The following is an 18,954-nucleotide window of genomic DNA, read 5'->3' as shown; positions in this document are numbered from 1 at the left end:
GTCGATGCGGCCGTTCGTGGCCGATCAAGATCCTGACACGCGCCGATCGCAGGCTCGCGCGGGGGCAATTGCCCCATGCACACCCAACCGCACGCGCGGTGTGACCGCTGTTAAGCGGTTAATTTCACTCTTCACTGAAGTTATAGATACTACAAGCATGCGAGCGGCGGCCCTCCCCTGACGAGCCGCTCACTCGGTACTTCGGGTTTCGCGGGCCCGGCGGAGGTCCTCGGGGGTGTCCACATCGGATGCTTCCGCCCCGGATGCGGGAATCAGCAGCGGCGCCAACGGCGCGAAGGCGGAGCGGATCGAGCCGTTGCGCGCCTCCCCCGGCATCGCCTCCCGGAGCGCGGCGGTCCGCCACACCCCCACCAGCCACTGCGGTTCGCCCGCGTCGTCGGCCAGCACCGCGCCGGGAGCTCCGGGATCGGCGAGCAGCGCCTCCAACAGGCGCGAGATCGTCGCCGGCTCCAGGTGCGGATGATCTCCGGCGAGCACCGCGACCAGCCGCGCCGACGGCGGCAACCTCCGCAACCCGGCGTGCACGCCGGCCAGCGGGCCGCCGCCCGGCGGCTCCTCCAGGGTCCACTCGACCGCCCTGGCCGTCTCCCGCTTCGGCCCGACCACGATGACCGGATCCGCCGACGCCACGGCGTCGAGGGTGCGGTCCAGCAACGACCGGCCGCCGACCGGCAGCAAGACCTTGTCCACGCCGCCGAGCCGACGCGCCCGACCGCCCGCCAGCACGAGTGCCGCGAATTCCACTGCCACGCCGCGCAATGCTCCCAGCCGCCCGGAACCCGCAGCCAACCGGACCGCGGGCCGGCCTTCACGAGCAGCCGGTCGCAGGCCGCAGGACCAGCACTTGGTCTTGCTGTGCACGACCTTCCGAAGACCGGTAGGCCGAGCTGGGACTCCGGGCCTCAGAGCATGCGGACGGCGTACGGGGCGATGCCGCCGTAGCGGACGGCGGTGACCCGGACCCGCGAGCCCGAGTACGGCGCCTCCACCATCCTTCCGCCGCCGAGGTAGAGCGCCACGTGGTGGATCCGGCCGCCGTCCTGCCAGAACAGCATGTCGCCGCGCCGCATCTGCGACACCGGCACCCGGCGGCCGGACTGGTACTGGTAGCCGCTGTAGTGATCGAGGCTGACGCCGGCCCCGGCGAAGGCGTAGATCATCAGGCCCGAGCAGTCGAACCCGACCTTGGAGTAGTCGCCGTAGGAGTCCGCGACTCCGCCGTCCCGGATGCCCCGCGACGGGCCGCGCGAAGTCCCGCCACCCCACGCGTACTGCACGCCCAGCTGGGACAGCGCCCGCCCGACGATCACCTCGACGGACCGACCGCTGGGCCGCGGCCCGGCACCCGCCGATGGAGCGGTGACCGCGCCGTTCGACGTGGCCTGCGCGGCCGCGGCGGCCTCCTCCTCGCGCTGCTTCGCAGCTTGCCAGCTCCCGTACCGGCCGCGCTGCGCTTCCAGGCCCGCCACGTGGGAGCGCGCCTCGGCGAGCTGCGCTTCCACGCCTGCCTTGTCGGCCTCCAGCCGGCGTGCTTGCTCCGCCTGCGTCTCCTGCGCCGTGATGGCCGCCTGCTCCGCGGCCTCCGCGGCGCTGCGCGCCTGATCGGCGGCGAGGCGCTTCGCCTCCGCGTCCTGCAGCGCCGCCCGGGTCAGCGAGTCCTTGTTGACCTTCTCGATCCGCGCCCGCTCCAGGTCGTCCATGACGTCGAGCTGGGATTCGCTGATCGCGTCCAGGAAGACCGCCCGGTCGAGCACGTCCTGCGGGGTCTTCGAGCCGATGAAGGCCGTGGCCGAGCCGATCGTGCTGCCCTGCCGGTAGCTGCTGGCCGCGAACTGGTCGAGCCGCTTGCGCTGCTCCTCGATCTGCCTGGCCGCGGAGTCGGCCTCGGCTCCGGCCGCCTCGGCGGCGCGGCGGGCGTCGTCGTAGGCGCGTTCGGCGCGGCCGAGGTCGACCCGCGCCTTGTTCGCGTCCTCCATCTTGAGCTCGACCTGGGACTGCAGGCCGATCAGCTGCGACTCCGCGTCGGCGAGCCGGTTCGCCAGCTCCCCCACCTGGCTCGCCGTGCTCTGCGCCGTCTCGCGGCCCGCGCTCATCTCGGCGTCGCTGGGGTTGGGCGGCGGGGGTGGCACCGCGAGGGCACTGCCGGACGCCGCCAGGCCGACTGCCGTCAGCAGCGTGATCGTGGCAATGCTCCGTGCGCGGAGCACTCCTCGGGTTCGCGACACGACCGTCACCTCCAGCTGATGCGCCCGATCGGCGGTCGATCAATGGGCCGAATGGAGTCACACGACAGCCAGGAACTTTGCCACTCGTGTCCCGATTGCACCACTCGACACGATCACGACATGTGCAACATCAGCCACACGTGTCACATCGATGGAGGGACGTTCACCCCCAGGTGCTGGGATCGCCCCAGGTGCGCAGCGGGTCCGGCGAGTCGATCAGCGGCGCCGCGACCAGCTCCGGCAGCACCTCGACCAGCGGCTCGCGCAGCACCGCCGACGCCACGTCGTCGTACGGGGTCGGCTCGGCGTTGCAGATGATCAGCGCCGCGCCCGCCTTCACGGCCAGCTCCACGAAGCCCGCCGCCGGGTACACCGTCAGCGAGGTGCCGGCCGCGACGAACAGGTCGCAGTTCAGCGTCGCGCGCTGGGCGTCGCGCAGGACGTCGGGGTCCAGGGACTGTCCGAAGGAGACGGTCGCCGACTTGAGGATGCCACCGCAGGAACGGCAGGGCGGGTCCGGCTCGCCGGCCGCCACCCGTTCCAGCGCGGCGCTCATCGGGCCCGTCGCCCCGCAGTCCAGGCACACCGTCCGGTAGATCGTGCCGTGCAGCTCCAGGACCCGGTCGCGGTCGAGGCCGGCGCGCTGGTGCAGCTCGTCGATGTTCTGCGTCAGCAGCGCGCCCAGCCGCCCGGAGCGGTCGAGGTCGACGAACGCGCGGTGGGCGGCGTTGGGCTCGGCGCGCCAGGCCGAGTGCTCGGCGCGATTGCGCCACGCCTCCTCGCGGACCTGCGGATCGGCGATGTAGCTGTCGATGTCGGTGAGCCGCTGGGCTGCCGGGTTCTTGGTCCACACGCCGTTGGGGCCGCGGAAGTCCGGGATCCCGGAGGCCGTCGACACCCCGGCGCCGGTGAGGGCGGTGATCCGGCGCGCGCGGCCGAACAGTTCGCGGGCGCGCTGCCAGTCCGCGCCGTCACCCGTGCCGTCCGCCGTGCCTCGCTGCATCACGGCTCCACGGTGCCATGGACCGGCAGGCCGAGGCGTGCTCGGGGGCCGTTCCGCTGCTCACATCGCCCGGACCTGCGCTTGTGAAGGCCGGTTTGCACCGTGGTAACGATCGGAGCGCCCGCGCGAAACACCCGGTTCCTACCTTCGGAGCAATCCGACGAGAGGAGCCGAGTTGACCGCGAGAGCCAAGGCCAGCGGCCGCTGGATCGAGGGCTGGGATCCCGAGGACGAGCGGTTCTGGGAATCCACCGGCAAGCGCGTGGCGCGGCGGAACCTGATCTTCTCGATCCTCTCGGAGCACATCGGCTTCTCCGTCTGGAGCATCTGGTCGGTGCTGGTGCTGTTCATGTCGCCGGACATCGGCCTGCCGTTCACCGCGGCCGAGAAGTTCCTGCTGGTGATCACCCCGAACCTGGTGGGCGCCGTGCTGCGGCTGCCCTACGCCGCCGCGGTCACCCGCTTCGGCGGCCGCAACTGGACGGTCTTCAGCTCCGCCGTGCTGCTGGCGCCGACCGCGCTCACGTTCCACTTCGTGCAGCAGCCGGGCACGCCGCTGTGGGTGTTCATGCTGATCGGCGCCGCGGCCGGGGTCGGCGGCGGCAACTTCGCGTCGTCGATGACGAACATCACGACCTTCTACCCGCAGCGCCACCAGGGCTGGGCACTGGGGCTCAACGCGGGCGGCGGGAACCTCGGCGTGGCAGCGATCCAGGTCGTCGGCCTGCTGGTGATCGCCACCGCCGGCAACGCCCACCCGTCCTACGTCGCGGCGATCTACCTGCCGCTGATCGTGGTGGCCGCCCTGTGCGCGGCGCTGTTCATGGACAACGTGGACGCGGTGCGGGCCCGCCCCGGCGCGTTGCGGGAGGCCGCCGCGAACAAGCACACGTGGTGGGTCTCGTTCCTCTACATCGGAACGTTCGGCTCGTTCATCGGTTACAGCTTCGCCTTCGGCCTGGTGCTGCAGACCGAGTTCGGCTTCACCCCGCTGCAGGCCGCGAGCTGGACCTTCCTCGGCCCGCTGATGGGCTCGGTGTCCCGGCCGTTCGGCGGCTGGCTGTCCGACCGGCTGGGCGGCGCCCGGGTCACCCTCGGGGCCTTCGCCGGCATGACGGCGGGCACCGGGGCGCTGCTGTTCGCATCGTCGCAGGGCTCCTTCGCGCTCTACCTCGCGGCGTTCATCGCGCTGTTCGTGCTGACCGGCATCGGCAATGGCTCGACCTACAAGATGATCCCCGCGATCTTCGCCAAGGAGGCCGAGGACGACGTGACCGACGGCGGCGAGGCCATCGCGGCTTTCGCCCGGGCCCGGCGGATGTCCGGCGCGGTGATCGGCATCGCCGGCGCGATCGGTGCGCTCGGCGGCGTGGGCATCAACCTCGCCTTCCGGGCCTCCTACGGCGGCGCGGCCGCCAACGGCGATGCCGCCCTGACGACGTTCCTCGGCTACTACGTGGTGTGCGGGCTCGTCACCTGGGTGGTGTACCTGCGCGGGTCTCTCAAGAGCGCGCCCGCGCCGCGGCCGGCTCAGGAGCCGTCGAAAGCCGAGGTCGGTCGTGCCTGACATCCGGACCGTTGCCACCCACTGCCCCTACTGCGCCCTGCAGTGCGGCACCCGGCTGACGCGCGAGCGGCGCGGAGTGTCGGTGCGGCCGACGGACTTCCCGGTGAACCGGGGCGGGCTGTGCCAGAAGGGCTGGACCGCGCCTGCCCTGCTGGACGTCCCGGACCGGCTGCGGAACCCGCTGGTGCGCCGCGGAGGCGAGCTCGTGCCGGTCGACTGGGACACCGCTCTGGGCACCGTCGCCGCCGGCATCGACCGGGTGCGGCGCGAGCACGGGCCGGACGCGGTCGGGGTGTTCGGCGGCGGCGGGCTGACCAACGAGAAGGCCTACCTGCTCGGCAAGTTCGCCCGGCTGGCGCTGGGCACCAGCCAGATCGACTACAACGGCCGGTTCTGCATGTCCTCGGCCGCGGCCGCCGGCAACGCCGCCTTCGGCGTGGACCGGGGACTGCCGTTCCCCGTCACCGATCTCGGCGGCGCGGACGTGGTGCTGCTGGCCGGGGCGAACCCGGCCGAGACCATGCCGCCGCTGATGCAGCACCTGAACGCCGCGCAGCTCGTGGTCATCGATCCCCGGCGCACGGCGACCGCCGAGCGCGCCGCACTGCACCTGCGGCCCGCCCCGGGCACCGACCTGGCGCTGGTGCTCGGGCTGCTGCACATCGCCGTGGTCGATGGATGGGCCGACACCGCCTACATCCGGTCTCGGACCACGGGTTTCGACGCGGCGTGGCAGCGGGCGACGACCTGGTGGCCGGAGCGCGTCGAGCGGGTCACCGGGGTTCCGGTGACGGCGCAGCGGCAGGCGGTGCGGATGCTCGCCGAGGCCGAGAGCGCTTACGTGCTCACCGGTCGCGGGGCCGAGCAGCACAGCAAGGGCGTGGACACCGTGTCCGGGTTCATCAACCTCGCCCTCGCGCTCGGCCTGCCGGGCCGGGCCGGTCGCGGCTACGGCTGCCTCACCGGTCAGGGCAACGGTCAGGGCGGGCGCGAGCACGGCCAGAAGGCCGACCAGCTGCCCGGGTACCGGATGATCACCGACCCCGCCGCGCGGGCGCACGTGGCCGGGGTCTGGGGCGTGCCACCCGAGTCGCTGCCCGGTCCGGGCCGCAGCGCCTACGAGCTGCTCGACGCCGCGGGCCGCGCCGACGGCCCCCGGGCGCTGCTGGTCTTCGGCTCCAATCCGGCGGTTTCGGCGCCCAACGCCGGTCACGTCGTCGATCGGCTGTCCGCTTTGGACCTGCTGGTGGTGGCCGACTTCGTGCCATCGGAGACCGCGGAGCTGGCCGACGTGGTGCTGCCGGTGACGCAGTGGGCCGAGGAGGAGGGCACCATGACCAACCTCGAAGGCCGCGTGCTGCGGCGCCGCCGGTTGCAGGTGCCGCCCGGCCACGCCCGCAGCGATCTCGAAGTGCTGCACGGCCTGGCGGTTCGGTTCGGCGAGCCCGGCCACCGCTATCCCACGTCGCCCCGGGAGGTCTTCGACGAGCTGCGCCGCGCGTCGGCCGGCGGCAAGGCCGATTACAGCGGCATCACCTACGACCGCCTCGATTCCGGCGAGGCCCTGCACTGGCCCTGCCCCGACCCGGCACATCCCGGCACGCCGCGCCTCTTCCTCGACGGCTTCGCGCATCCGGACGGGCTGGCCCGGTTCGCTGCCGTGGAGCACCGCGATCCGGCCGAGACGCCGCAGGAGGGGTTCCCGCTGACCGCGACCACCGGCCGGGTGCTGGCGCAGTACCAGTCCGGGGCGCAGACGCGGAGGGTGGCCGAGCTCAACGAGGCGTCCGCCGAGGCGTTCGTGGAGATCCACCCGGACACCGCCGACCGCGCCGGCCTCACCGAAGGTGCCCTCGCCCGGGTCACGTCGCCGCGCGGCAGCACGCTAGCGCGCGTGCGGATCGTCGCCACGATGCGCACCGACACCGTGTTCCTGCCGTTCCACTTCCCCGGCCCGGGGCGGGCGAACCTGCTCACCAGCGACGCGCTGGACCCGCGCAGCCGGATGCCGGAGTTCAAGGTCAGCGCCGTGCGGATCGAGCCCGCTGGGGAGGTGGCCGCCCGATGAACCGCATCGTCATCGTCGGAAACGGGCCCGCCGCGCACCGGCTGGTCGAGCGGCTGCGCGCGCACGGCCACGCGGACCCGATCACGGTGCTGGGCCGCGAGGAACACCCCGCCTACAACAGGGTCCTGCTCGGCGCGGTCCTGGACCGGACGCTGACCCCCGCCACCCTGGCACTGCCCATCGTGGACGCCGAGGTGCACCTGCGGGTCACCGCCACCGAGATCGACCGCGCCCGGCGCGTGGTGCGCACCGACACCGGCGACGAGCACCCGTACGACGTGCTCGTGCTGGCCACCGGCTCCCGGGCCCGGCTGCCCGAGATCCCCGGGCTGGGCGGCGAACGCCTGCAGGCGCTGCGCACGCTCGCCGACTGCGCGCGGATCGGCTCCGCCGCAGGTCCGGTCGCGGTGCTCGGCGGCGGGATCCTCGGCGTCGAGGCGGCGCGGGCGCTGCTGGCTCGCGGGCACGAGGTGACGCTGGTGCACCCGAATCCGCACCTGATGGACCGGCAGCTCGACGACGTCGGCGGGCGCCTGCTCGCCGAGCGGCTGGGCAAGCTCGGCGTCGAGCTCCGGCTCGGCCGCCGGGCGGTCGCCTACCGGCGCGGGCGGCTCGTCCTGGACAGCAGCGATGTGGTGCCGGCCGGCCTCGTCGTGGCGTGCACCGGAGTCGCTGCGGAGACCGGGCTGGCGGTTCGGGCGGGATTGCCGGTGCGGCGCGGGATCGTCGTCGACGACCGGCTGCGCACCAGCGATGCGCGCATCCACGCCATCGGCGACTGCGCCGAGCACGACGGCGAGGCGTCCGGCCTGATCGCCTCGGCCTGGGAGCAGGCCGACGCGCTGGCGGAACTGCTCGCCGGCGGCGACGCGCGCTACCGCGGGACGCGCACCGTCACCCGGCTCAAGGCCCGCGGCATCGACCTCGCCTCGATCGGCTCGGTCGACTGCCTCCAGAGCACGGACGCCGAGGTGGTGACGCTGTCGGACCCGGCCCGCGGCCGCTACGCGAAGCTCGCGCTGCGCGAGGAGCGGATCGCCGGCGCGGTGCTGTTCGGCTTCCCGGAGGCGATCGCGGCGGTCAGCCAGCTGCACGACCGCGACCTGCCGGTGCCCACCGACCGCCTCGCGCTGCTGCTGGGCACGCCGGCCGCCGTGCCGGGCGCGCCCGCCGAGCTGCCCGACGACGCGGTGATCTGCCGCTGCAACAACGTGACCAAGAAGGCCCTGACCGGCGCCTGGCAGGGCGGCGCCCGCTCGGTCCCCGAGCTGGCCAGGGCGACGCGGGCGACCACCGGCTGCGGAGGCTGCGTCGACGACGTGGGCCGCCTCTGCGGCGCGCTGGCCGACCGCACCGAACACCAGAAGGAGGGCGCGGCATGACCCGCACGCTCGTCGTCGTCGGCCACGGGATGGTCGGCCACCGGCTCGTCGAAGCGCTCCGGGAGCGCGACGCGGACGGCACCTGGCGGATCGTCGTCCTCGGCGAGGAATCCCGGCCCGCCTACGACCGGGTGGCGCTGTCGTCCTACTTGGACGGCAAGAGCGCCGAGGACTTGAGCCTGGTCGACCACGAGCTGCTGGACGACCCGCTGGTCGACCTGCGGCTGGGCATCGGCGCCACCGGCATCGACCGGACGGCCCGCACGGTGTCCACATCGGATGGTGCGGAACTGCGCTACGACGCGCTGGTGCTGGCCACCGGCTCGCGGCCGTTCGTGCCGCCGGTGCCCGGCCACGACCTCGACGGCTGCTTCGTCTACCGCACCATCGAGGACCTCGACGCGATCCGCGCCGCAGCGACCGAAGGCGAGCCGGGCGTAGTCATCGGCGGCGGTCTGCTCGGGCTGGAGGCCGCGAACGCGCTGCGCCTGCTGGGCATGCGCGCGCACATCGTGGAAATGGCGCCGCGGCTGATGCCGCTGCAGGTGGACGAGGGCGGCGGCCAGGTGCTCGGCCGGCTGGTCGGCGATCTCGGCCTGACCGTGCACTGCGGCGCCGCGACGAAGTCCATCGACGGCGACGGGCGCGTCCGCGGGGTCGCGCTGGCCGACGGCACCGTGATCGACACCGAGGTCGTGGTGTTCTCCGCCGGCGTCCGGCCACGCGACGAGCTCGCCGAGCTCGCCGGGCTGGCGCGCGCGGAACGCGGCGGGTTCCTGGTCGACGCGAGCTGCCGCACCAGCGACGAGAACATCTGGGCCATCGGCGAATGCGCCGCGGTGGAAGGCCGCTGTTACGGCCTGGTGGCGCCCGGCTACAGCATGGCCGAGGGCGTCGCGGAGCAACTCCTCGCCGTCGGCGAGGGGACCTTCCCCGGCGCGGACCTGTCCACGAAGCTCAAGCTGCTCGGCGTCGACGTCGCCAGCTTCGGCGACGCCCACGCCCAGACCGACGGAGCTCTGGAGGTCGTCTACGCCAACAACGCCGCGGGCACCTACGCCAAGCTCGTGCTCAGCGACGATGCGCGGATCCTGCTCGGCGGCGTTCTCGTCGGCGACGCGACCGCCTACGCGGTGCTGCGGCCGCTGATCGACCGCGAACTGCCCGCCCCGCCGGAACAACTGCTGCTGCCTGCGGGCTCCGGCGTCGACGCGGGCGCGCTGCCCGCCGACGCGACGGTCTGCTCCTGCAACAACGTATCCAAAGAGGACATCACGTCGGCGATCGCCGGGCAGGGGCTCACCGACGTGCCCGGGATCAAGGCCTGCACGAAGGCCGGCACCAGCTGCGGCTCGTGCGTGCCGATGCTGAAGAACCTGCTCGCCGAATGCGGCGTGACCGCCTCCAAGGCGCTGTGCGAGCACTTCCCGCAGTCCCGCGCGGAACTGTTCGAGATCGTCCGGGCCACCGGGATCGGCTCGTTCTCCGAGCTGATCGGCAGGCACGGCAGCGGTCACGGCTGCGACATCTGCAAGCCCGCCGTCGCCTCCATCCTGGCCAGCCTCGGGCACGGCCACATCCTCGACGGCGAGCAGGCCGGGCTGCAGGACACCAACGACCGGTTCCTGGCCAACATGCAGCGCAACGGCACCTACTCGGTGGTGCCCCGGGTGCCCGGCGGCGAGATCACGCCGGAGAAGCTGATCGTGCTCGGCGAGGTCGCCAAGGACTTCGGCCTCTACACCAAGATCACCGGCGGGCAGCGCATCGATCTGTTCGGCGCCCGGGTGGAGCAGCTGCCGCTGATCTGGCGGCGGCTGGTGGACGCCGGATTCGAATCCGGCCACGCCTACGGCAAGGCGCTGCGCACCGTGAAGTCCTGCGTCGGCAACGACTGGTGCCGCTACGGCGTGCAGGACTCGGTGAGCATGGCCATCCGGCTGGAACTGCGGTACCGGGGCCTGCGGGCGCCGCACAAGATCAAGGCAGGCGTGTCCGGCTGCGCCCGCGAGTGCGCCGAGGCCCGCGGCAAGGACTTCGGCGTGATCGCCACCGACAAGGGCTGGAACCTCTACGTCGGCGGCAACGGCGGTTTCACCCCGCGGCACGCCGACCTGCTGGCCGCCGACCTCGACGACGAGCGGCTGATCAGGATCATCGACCGGTTCCTGATGTTCTACGTGCGCACCGCCGACCGGCTGCAGCGCACCTCGGCGTGGCTGGAGGCGCTCGACGGCGGCCTCGACCACCTGCGGGAGGTGGTGGTCGAGGACTCCCTGGGCATCGCCGGGGAGCTGGAGGCCGCGATGCACCGCCACGTCGAGAACTACGCCGACGAGTGGGCCGGGGTGCTGGCCGATCCCGGCAAGCTCGCCCGCTTCGTGTCCTTCGTCAACGCCCCCGACGCGCCGGATCCGACGATCCGCTTCGTCCAGGAGCGCGGCCAGATCCGGCCCGGCCCGGTCGCGCTCCCGATGCCCGCCATCCCGAACCAGGAGGTGCTCACGTGAACTGGCAACAGATCTGCGAACTCGACCTGCTGCGGCCCGAGTTCGGGCTGCCCGCACTGATCAGCGACCACGCGGTAGCGCTGTTCCGCACCCGCGACGACGAGCTGTTCGCCGTCGGCAACGTGGACCCGTTCTGCGGGGCCGGCGTGATGAGCCGCGGCATCGTCGGCGACCGCGACGGCGAACCCACGGTCGCCTCGCCGATGCTCAAGCAGGTCTTCTCGTTGCGGACCGGGCTGTGCCTGGACGACCCGGGCGCGCGGCTGCCGGTCTACCCGGTGCGGCGCCGGGCCGACGTGGTGGAGGTCGCCGTCCCTTGATCGACGAACTCGCTGGTTACACCGTCGCGGTGACGGCGGCGCGACGGGCCGACGAGCTCGGTTCCCTGCTGGAGCGCCGCGGCGCGCGGGTCGTGCACGGCCCCGCGCTGCGGATCCTGCCGCTGGCCGACGACGCGGAGCTGCGCCGCGCGAGCCGGGACTGCATCGCCGTCCCGCCGGACGTGGTCGTGGCGACCACCGGCATCGGGTTCCGCGGCTGGATCGAGGCGGCCGAGGGCTGGGGCATCGGCACCGAGCTGCTCGACGCGCTGCGCCCGGCGCAGCTGCTGGCCCGCGGGCCGAAGGCGCGCGGGGCGGTCCGCGCCGCCGGGCTGCCGGACCCGTGGTCGCCCGCCTCGGAATCGTCGGCGGAACTGCTGGAACACCTGCTCGCCCAGCCGCTGGACGGGGTCCGGGTGGCGGTGCAGCTGCACGGCCAGCCGCTGCCCGACTTCGTCGAGGCGCTGAGCTGCGCGGGCGCGGAGGTCATCGAGGTCCCGGTGTACCGCTGGACCGCGCCCGCCGACATCACCGCGCTGGACAACCTGCTGACCTCGGTGTGCGCGCGGGAGGTCGACGCGGTGACGTTCACCAGCGCGCCGGCGGCGGCAAGCCTGCTGTCGCTGGCCGCCGAGCGGCGCTGCCAGGAGGAACTGCTCGACGCCCTGCGCGGGCCGGTGCTGGTCGCCTGCGTCGGGCCGGTGACGCACGCCCCGCTGGCCGATCACGGCGTTCCCGCTGTGATCCCGCAGCGGTTCCGCATCGGCGCGCTGGTGCGCTCGCTGTGCGTCGCGCTGCCGGGCCGGGCGCCGACGCTGCCGGTCGGCGGCAGGCAACTGCAGGTGCGCGGGCACGCCGCCGTCGTCGACGGCGTGGTGAAACCCCTTTCACCGCAAGGGAAGACGCTGCTGCTCGCCCTCGCCGAACGGCCCGGCCGGGTCGTGTCGCGGCGCGGCCTGGCCGAGGCGCTCAACGGCGCCGGGAACCCGGCGGACGAGCACGCCGTGGAGCAGGCCGTCGCACGGCTGCGGGCCGCGCTGGGCGCGCCGGAGCTCGTGCAGACCGTGATCAAGCGCGGATACCGACTTCCGCTGGAACCGATGGGGAACGCACCGCGATGCGCCGATCCGCAACCCTGACTCCCCCGCTGCTGCTGGTCGCCCACGGCACCCGCGATCCCGCCGGGCCGCGGGTGGTCGAACGCCTCGCCGAAGCCGCGGCCGCCCGCCTGCGGGTGCCGGTCCACGTCGCGTACGTGGACGTCATCGGCCCGACCGTCGCGGAAGCCCTGCGGGCGGCCGGTGACGGACCGGTTGTCGCGCTGCCCGCGTTCCTCGCGGCCGGTTACCACGTGCGCACCGACCTGCCGGCGCAGATCGCCGCGACCGGGCACGAGGACGTGGCGGTCTGCGCTCCCCTCGGACCAGCGCCGGAGATCGTCGAGGCGATGCTGCGGCGGTTGATCGCCGCCGGGTGGCGGCCCGGCGAACGGGTCGCGTTCGCCGCGGCCGGTTCGTCGGACGAGCGGGCGCTGGCCGACGTGCGGACCGCGGCGCGGCTGCTCGGCCGCCGCGTCGGCCGGTGGCTGACGCCGAGCTACGTCGCCACCGCCGCGCCGGCGACCGCCGACGTCTGCGGCCCGGCCGACTTCGTCGCGCCGTACCTGCTGGCCCCGGGGTTGTTCCACCGGCGGCTCGCGGAGCTGCCGGTGGCCGGCGTCGCCGAGCCGATCGGCGCGCACCCGGGCGTGATCGACCTGATCGCCCGCCGCTACCGGTCGGCGGTGCGCGATCGCGTTTCCGCAGCCTGAGAGCGGGTATTCCCATTGGATCACCGGGAGGCGGTCGCCGGGTGCGGCCGGGGGACGGGAAGGAAGCGGTCTAGATGGCTACCGCGACGAACGCAGAACACCAGACCTCGCACCGGACGCACCACGCCCGGTCGACGAGCACGGCCAACCCGACCCGGGCCAGGAAGCCCAGCGCCAGCATGACGATCCCGCTGCCGCGGCTCAGTGCGGAGATGCACGACTACCAGGTGCCGCTGCCCAACCGCGAGAACATTACCTCCGCGGCCGAGGCGGTGCGCGGCCAGCTCCCATCCGCTGACCAGGCGCTGTTCTACGGCGGGCTCGCCGCTTGCGCCGCCCTCAGCGTGATCGAGTGGCCGGTCGCGCTCGCCATCGGCGTCGGCAACGCCATGATGCAGCGCACGATCCACCAGCAGGGGACCAAGAAGCGCTGACATGCCACTGGGCTGGTTGCTGGCGAAGGTCGCCGAGGTCGCGTCCCCGATCCGGCACGCGGTGCGCACGGCCGCCTCGGCCCCGGCCGATCGGCGGGTGTGGACGGGGCGCCGGCGAAGCCACCTGGAAGTCCGGGGCATGCACCGTCCCGGCACCGAGGACGCGGCCCGCGATCTCGAACAGCGGCTGCTGGCGGTCGACGGGGTCCGCAGCGCCGAGGTCAACGCGGTGCTGGGGCGGGTCGTGATCGGCCACGATCCGGCCGAGCTCGGGGTTGCGGTGCTGTCACGCGTGATCGCCGAGGTGGAGGCCGAGCACGGTCTCACCGACGCCGGAACGGCGCCGTCGAGCTCGGCGCATCCTGGCAACGCGGATGCGTTGCTGCGCGATGTGGGCGCGCTGACGGTGAGCTTGTTCGGGCTGGGCTACGCGACGGTCGGCGCCCTGCTGCCGGTGCGCGCGGTGTCGCCGCTGGTGCCCGCCGTGGTCTCCCTCGTGGATTCCGTGCCGTGGCTGCGGTCCGGGCTGGAGGACAAGCTCGGGCGCGCGACCGCCGACACGGCGCTGGCCCTGGGCGGGGCGGTCTCGCAAGGGCTGGCCGGGCATCCGGTGGCTGTGCTGGCCGATCTCGGCAACCGGTTCCTCGCCTCCCGCGAGGCGATCGCGCGCCACCAGGCCTGGTTGCGGTGGGAGGAGACCGCCACGCACCGTTGCGATCCGGTGCATGCGGAGGCGCGTCCGCGTGCGCTGCCGGACGGCCCGGTCGAGCGGGTCGCGAGCACCTCCGGTGGGCTCGCCCTCGCCGGGTACGGTGCCGTGCTCGCCGCTACCCGGAGTCCGCAGCGCGCGCTCGCGACGTTGGTGGCCGGGGTGCCGCGCGCGTCCAAGGCGGGCCGGGAGGCCTTCGCCGCGCAGCTGACCACCATGATCTCCGGGCGGGGCGGGCTCGTGCTGCGGCCGGATGCGATGCGGCGGCTGGACCGCGCCGACACTGTCGTGTTCGACGCGTCCGTGCTGCTCACCGGGCGCCGTGCCGTGGATTCGGTAGCGCCGCTCGGCGAAGTCGACAACTCCGAAGCCGCACAGCTGTTCACCCGCGCTTGCGAGCTCGTCGACCTCGACGCCCCTGCCACGCCACAGACCCGCGGCGACTGGTCGATCGCGCAGCCCGGCGAAGACACCCGCGAGTTGGCGAGCGCAACGGCCGGGCAGACCGTGCTCGTGCTCAGCCACCGGTCGAGCCCGGTGGCGGTGGTGACCGTCGTCGACGAACTCGATCCGTTGGCGGACGCGCTGGTCGCGGCGGCCCGCACGACGGGGACGATCGTGGTCGCGGGCGCCGGAACGCACCTCGACGAGCGACTTCCGGTGGACCGGATCGTCCCCGGCGGGAACCGCCTGCCGCAGGCGGTCCGCGAACTGCAGGACGACGGCGCGGTGGTGGTCGTGGTGTCCAGGCACGCCCACGCCGCGCTGGCCGCCGCGGACGTCGGCATCGGACTGTCCGAACAGGACACCGATCCGTGGGGCGCGGATCTGCTGTGCCCCAACGCTGATCTGGTCCACCTGCTCCTGCAGTCGGCCGGGAACGCGCGCACCGCCAGCCGCCACGCCGCGCTGCTGTCGGTCGCCGGAGCGTGCCTGGGCGCGGTTTTCGCGGCTTTGGGGCCCGCCGGCGGCGCACCGCTGCGCGCGGCGCTGCCGGTGCACGCCGCCACGGTGTCGGCACTGATCACCGGCGTGTGGGCGGGTATGCGGGCGGGGAACCGCGCTCCCCCGGTGCCCGAGGAACGCACGCCGTGGCACGCCATGTCGCCATCGGCCGTCCTCGCCGCGTTCGGCAGCACCGAACGCGGCCGGACCGCGCCCGTGGCCAGGCCTCGCCCGCGAGACGCCGGTCGAGCGCGGCTGAGCGTGGCCGGGGCGACGCTGGAAGGCCTGGTCAATCCGATCACGCCCGTGCTCGGGGTCGGGGCGCTGATCTCCGCGGGCCTGGGTTCGGTGCTCGACTCGGTGCTGATCGCCGGTGTGCTGGTGGCCAGCGCGCTCGTCGACGGCGTGCAGCGGGTGGCCACCGATCGCGAGCTGACCAGGCTGCTCGACGAGGGGCAGCTGCCCGCCCGGCGGCGCCGCGACGGCGGCACCGAGGTCGTGCCCGCGGACCGGCTGGTGCCCGGCGATGTCGTCGAGGTCCGCGCCGGTGACGGGGTGCCGGCCGACTGCCGGCTCCTGCGGGTGGACGGCCTGGAGGTCGACGAGTCCAGCCTGACCGGCGAATCCCAGTTGACACCGAAGGAAATCGCCGCCACGACCGCGCCGGTGGTCGCGGACCGCACCTGCATGCTGTACCGGGGCACCTACGTGGCGAGCGGTTCCGGCACGGCCATCGTGGTGGCCACCGGTGCGCGCACCGAACTCGGGCGAACCACGCAGGGCATCACCGCGCCGAGCGCGACCGGCGGTGTGGAGGCGCGGTTGAGCCGGCTGACGAAGCAGGTGCTGCCGCTTTCCGTGGGCGCCGGGGCGGTGCTGATGGTGGTCGACCTGGTGCGGCGCGTCCCGTTCGGACAGACCGTGGCCCGCTCGGTCGGCCTGGCCGTCGCCGCCGTCCCGGAAGGACTGCCGTTCGTGGCCACGCTCGCCGAACTCGCCGCCGCGCGACGGCTTTCCCGGCGCGGCGTGCTGGTCCGGGCCCCGGCGACCATCGAGGCGCTGGGCCGGGTGGACGCGCTGTGCTTCGACAAGACCGGCACCCTCACCCAGGGCCGGATCACGCTCCGCCAGGTCTCCGACGGCACCACCGGCCAGTCCACTTCGGACCTGGACGCCGCCCACCTGGAGATCGTGGCGGCCGCCGTGCGGGCCAGCCCGCGACCGGACGGCCGGCCGCTGCCGCACCTCACCGATCAGGCCGTGCTCGACGGCGCCGCCGCGCTGGGTCTCGAACCGGCGCCGGACCCGGTGGCCGAGCTGCCCTTCGAGCCCTCCCGGGGGTTCCACGCCGTACTCACCTTCGGAGTGCTCTCAGTCAAGGGCGCACCCGAGGTCGTCCTCGACCGCTGCACGTTCCCGCGCCCGGAGACCCGCGCCGAACTGGACGCCGAGATCGAGCGGCTGGCGCTGCGCGGTTTCCGGCTGCTCGCGGTCGCCGAACGCCCGGCACCGGCGGGCACCGAACTCACCGAGTCCGATGTGGACGGTTTGGAGTTCGTCGGGCTGCTCGGCCTCGCCGACCCGGTGCACCCCACCGCCGCCGACGCGGTCGCCCGGCTGCGCCGCTCCGGCGTCAACGCCATCATGATCACCGGCGACCACCCCAGCACCGCCGAGGCCATCGCCGCCGAACTGGACATGCTCGACGACAAGCGGGTGCTCACCGGCGCCGAGCTCGACTCGCTCGACGACGAACAGCTGGCCGGCGAACTGCCGAAGGTCTCGGTGTTCGCGCGGGTGAGCCCGGCGCAGAAGGCGCGGATCGTGCAGCGGCTGCAGGCCGGTGGCCGGGTGGTGGCCATGACTGGGGACGGGGCCAACGACGCGCCCGCGATCGGGCTTGCGCACGTCGGCATCGCCTTCGGCTCGCGCGCCACCCCCGCCGCGCGGGAGGCGGCCGACCTGGTCGTCGCCGACGACCGGATCGAGACCCTCACCGACGGCATCGTCGAGGGTCGCGGCATGTGGATGTCGGTGCGCGACGCGCTGTCGATCATGCTCGGCGGGAACCTGGGCGAGATCGGCTACGCGCTGGGGACCGGCCTGCTCGGCCGCGGCGCCGGCCTCAACGCGCGGCAGCTGCTGATGGTCAACCTCCTCACCGACATCCTCCCGGCCATCGCGATCGCGGTGCGCCCGCCGCCGCATGCGACCCCGGAGAAGCTGCTGGCCGAAGGCCCGGAGGCGTCGCTGGGCGCGGCGCTGGCGCGCGACGTCTACGTTCGCGCCACGGCCACCGCCGGCGCCGCCGGGCTCGCCTGGCTGCTGGCCCGGCCGCTGTCCACCGTCGCCCAAGCCCGCACCACCGGCCTGGTGGCGCTGGTGTCCGCGCAGATGGCGCAGACCCTGGCGGTTCGCGGCCGGACGCCGCTGGTGCTCGCCGCCGGAGCCGGTTCGATGCTGATCCTGGCCGTGCTGGTGCAGACCCCGGGCATCAGCCAGTTCTTCGGCAGCAGCCCGCTGCTGCCGCACCAGTGGGGCATCGCGCTGGGCACCTCCGTCGCCGCGGCGCTCGCGGTCTCGCTGCTGCCCAACCGGCGGCCTGCAGTCTTCCGGTCCGGTTCACCCGCCGGTCACCTGGCGCCCACCGAGCCCTAACCGGATCAGCGCACCGTCGGGGCGTACCCGGCAAGCCAGCCCGCAGAAAGCAGCCGTGATGCAGCTCCTCACCACCGTCCTGACCGCCGTCGCCGTCGCCCTGGTCGAGGCCCTCGTGGTCCACTTGGTGAAGACCACCCTCCGCACCGCCTGACCTACACCCCGGCCAGCTCGGCGGACTGGGTCTTCGCCGGTGCCGCGCGCTGCGCGACGAAGGCGCCGACGAGGATCAGCCCCCCGCCGACCAGCTGGATCGGGCCCAGCGCCTCGGCCAGCAGTGCCCACGCCAGCACCGTGGCGACCACCGGTTCCAGGAACGCGACCGCCCCGGCCACCTGCGGCGAGAGGCGGCGCACCGCGACGATCCCGGTCAGGTACGCCAGGACCGTGCTCAGCACGACAATCCAGCCGACCGCGAACAGCGCCGGGAACTGGTATCCGGCCAGCTCGACCTGCCCGAGCAGCAGCGCCCAGTCCAGCTCCCACGGCTGCGCGAGCAGCGTGACGACCGCGGCGCCGAGCAGCAGCCCGAAGCCGGCGAGGGCGAACGGGTTGACCTCCGGCCCGCTGTCGGACAGCAGGAAGTAGGTGGCCTGGCAGCCCGCCGCGCCCAGCGCCAGCAGCAGGCCGACCGGGTCGAAGCTCAGCCCGGACCACAGCTCCACCACGCAGGCCAGGCCGACCATCGCGATCGCCACGCCGATGGCCGCCGAGCGGGTCACCGGCTTCCGGCGGACGAACCGGATCCAGCCCAGCACCATCACCGGGCCGAGGAACTCGATCAGCAGCGCGACCCCGACCGGCACCCGGGCGATCGAGGCGAAGTAGAAGACCTGCACCCCGGCGATGGCGAACAACCCGTACCCGGCCAGCAGCTTCGGCGCCCGGCGCACCGCGGGCGCGTAGCGGATCACGAACGGCAGCATCAGCAGCGCGCCGCCGGCCAACCGCAGCCAAGCCACCTGCAGCGGGGTGAACCCCGCGGTGATCAGCGGCTTGGCGAACGGCCCGGAACCGCCGAAGCAGAACGCGGAGACGATCGCGACCGCCACACCGGCGGACTTCGCGTTGTCGGTCAGATTGCGCATGCGCCAATCGAAGCACGCCCCTCCGACGCCCCCGCAACGGCTTTCGGTACCTCCGTCCCAATCTCTGGGAAGTCCGGAAAAACGGCGGTTTTGCACGCCGCGGTACATGTGATCGAGAGTTTGCCGACCCTTAGTTGAGGCCGAATACAGGACAAGCGTACTGTTAGCAGCGAAGAGAGCGGGTCCCCGCGCATGCTCGCTCGACGTGCGCGAG

At 73.5% G+C, this 18,954-nt stretch carries 13 protein-coding genes; 9 read left to right on the top strand and 4 right to left on the bottom strand.

Translation table 11 applies throughout. The annotated features are described in order from the left end of the window. Nucleotides 1-189: 189 nt before the first annotated feature. From mobA to AC07FN_RS16990, 3 genes are all read right to left on the bottom strand, one after another. Entirely contained in the window at nucleotides 190-771 is a 582-nt protein-coding gene (mobA, locus tag AC07FN_RS17000; RefSeq protein ID WP_478396459.1) for a molybdenum cofactor guanylyltransferase, read from the bottom strand. Nucleotides 772-923: 152 nt separating this feature from the next. Beyond that, a complete protein-coding gene (locus tag AC07FN_RS16995) occupies nucleotides 924-2,246 on the bottom strand; it encodes an NlpC/P60 family protein (RefSeq protein ID WP_478396458.1) in 1,323 nt (440 codons plus the stop codon). 163 nt (nucleotides 2,247-2,409) lie between these two features. Further along, entirely contained in the window at nucleotides 2,410-3,249 is an 840-nt protein-coding gene (locus tag AC07FN_RS16990) for an SIR2 family NAD-dependent protein deacylase (protein ID WP_478396457.1), read from the bottom strand. Nucleotides 3,250-3,424: 175 nt separating this feature from the next. Here AC07FN_RS16990 and AC07FN_RS16985 point away from each other — a divergent pair, with 175 nt between their 5' ends. The 9 genes from AC07FN_RS16985 to AC07FN_RS16945 all read left to right on the top strand — a co-directional run bounded on the left by AC07FN_RS16985 (nucleotide 3,425) and on the right by AC07FN_RS16945 (nucleotide 17,652). Beyond that, the gene (locus AC07FN_RS16985; protein ID WP_478396456.1) at nucleotides 3,425-4,816 is read left to right on the top strand and encodes a nitrate/nitrite transporter; all 1,392 of its coding nucleotides are present in this window, start codon (nucleotides 3,425-3,427) and stop codon (nucleotides 4,814-4,816) included. Further along, nucleotides 4,809-6,884, top strand: a complete 2,076-nt coding sequence (locus AC07FN_RS16980; protein ID WP_478396455.1) for a molybdopterin oxidoreductase family protein — start codon at nucleotides 4,809-4,811, stop codon at nucleotides 6,882-6,884. Before AC07FN_RS16985 ends, AC07FN_RS16980 begins: the two co-directional genes overlap by 8 nt. Further along, on the top strand, nucleotides 6,881-8,266 hold the full coding sequence (locus AC07FN_RS16975) for an FAD-dependent oxidoreductase (protein ID WP_478396454.1): 1,386 nt from the start codon (nucleotides 6,881-6,883) through the stop codon (nucleotides 8,264-8,266). The genes AC07FN_RS16980 and AC07FN_RS16975 overlap by 4 nt, the downstream gene beginning before the upstream one ends. Further along, entirely contained in the window at nucleotides 8,263-10,776 is a 2,514-nt protein-coding gene (nirB, locus tag AC07FN_RS16970) for a nitrite reductase large subunit NirB (RefSeq protein WP_478396453.1), read from the top strand. The genes AC07FN_RS16975 and nirB overlap by 4 nt, the downstream gene beginning before the upstream one ends. After that, nucleotides 10,773-11,096: a nitrite reductase small subunit NirD gene (gene nirD / locus AC07FN_RS16965; RefSeq protein WP_452612588.1), complete on the top strand. Its 324-nt coding sequence runs from the start codon at nucleotides 10,773-10,775 to the stop codon at nucleotides 11,094-11,096. Before nirB ends, nirD begins: the two co-directional genes overlap by 4 nt. Beyond that, nucleotides 11,093-12,235 carry a uroporphyrinogen-III synthase gene (locus tag AC07FN_RS16960; protein ID WP_478396452.1) on the top strand — a complete coding sequence of 381 codons (1,143 nt, stop codon included), beginning with the start codon at nucleotides 11,093-11,095 and terminating at the stop codon, nucleotides 12,233-12,235. The genes nirD and AC07FN_RS16960 overlap by 4 nt, the downstream gene beginning before the upstream one ends. Further along, the gene (locus AC07FN_RS16955; RefSeq protein WP_478396451.1) at nucleotides 12,214-12,906 is read left to right on the top strand and encodes a sirohydrochlorin chelatase; all 693 of its coding nucleotides are present in this window, start codon (nucleotides 12,214-12,216) and stop codon (nucleotides 12,904-12,906) included. The genes AC07FN_RS16960 and AC07FN_RS16955 overlap by 22 nt, the downstream gene beginning before the upstream one ends. A 74-nt stretch (nucleotides 12,907-12,980) precedes the next feature. Beyond that, nucleotides 12,981-13,340, top strand: a complete 360-nt coding sequence (locus AC07FN_RS16950) for a hypothetical protein (protein WP_478396450.1) — start codon at nucleotides 12,981-12,983, stop codon at nucleotides 13,338-13,340. 1 nt (nucleotide 13,341) lies between these two features. After that, a complete protein-coding gene (locus tag AC07FN_RS16945) occupies nucleotides 13,342-17,652 on the top strand; it encodes a cation-translocating P-type ATPase (RefSeq protein ID WP_478396449.1) in 4,311 nt (1,436 codons plus the stop codon). 155 nt (nucleotides 17,653-17,807) lie between these two features. On the opposite strand, the gene AC07FN_RS16940 is transcribed toward AC07FN_RS16945, so the two are convergent. Then, the gene (locus AC07FN_RS16940) at nucleotides 17,808-18,740 is read right to left on the bottom strand and encodes an EamA family transporter (RefSeq protein ID WP_478396448.1); all 933 of its coding nucleotides are present in this window, start codon (nucleotides 18,738-18,740) and stop codon (nucleotides 17,808-17,810) included. Between the last annotated feature and the right edge of the window lie 214 nt (nucleotides 18,741-18,954).

It is taken from the genome of Saccharopolyspora sp. NPDC045941, from assembly GCF_056431445.1.
The sequence above is the reverse complement of the archived record's forward strand: the minus strand, read 5'-3'. Positions and strand labels throughout refer to the sequence as shown.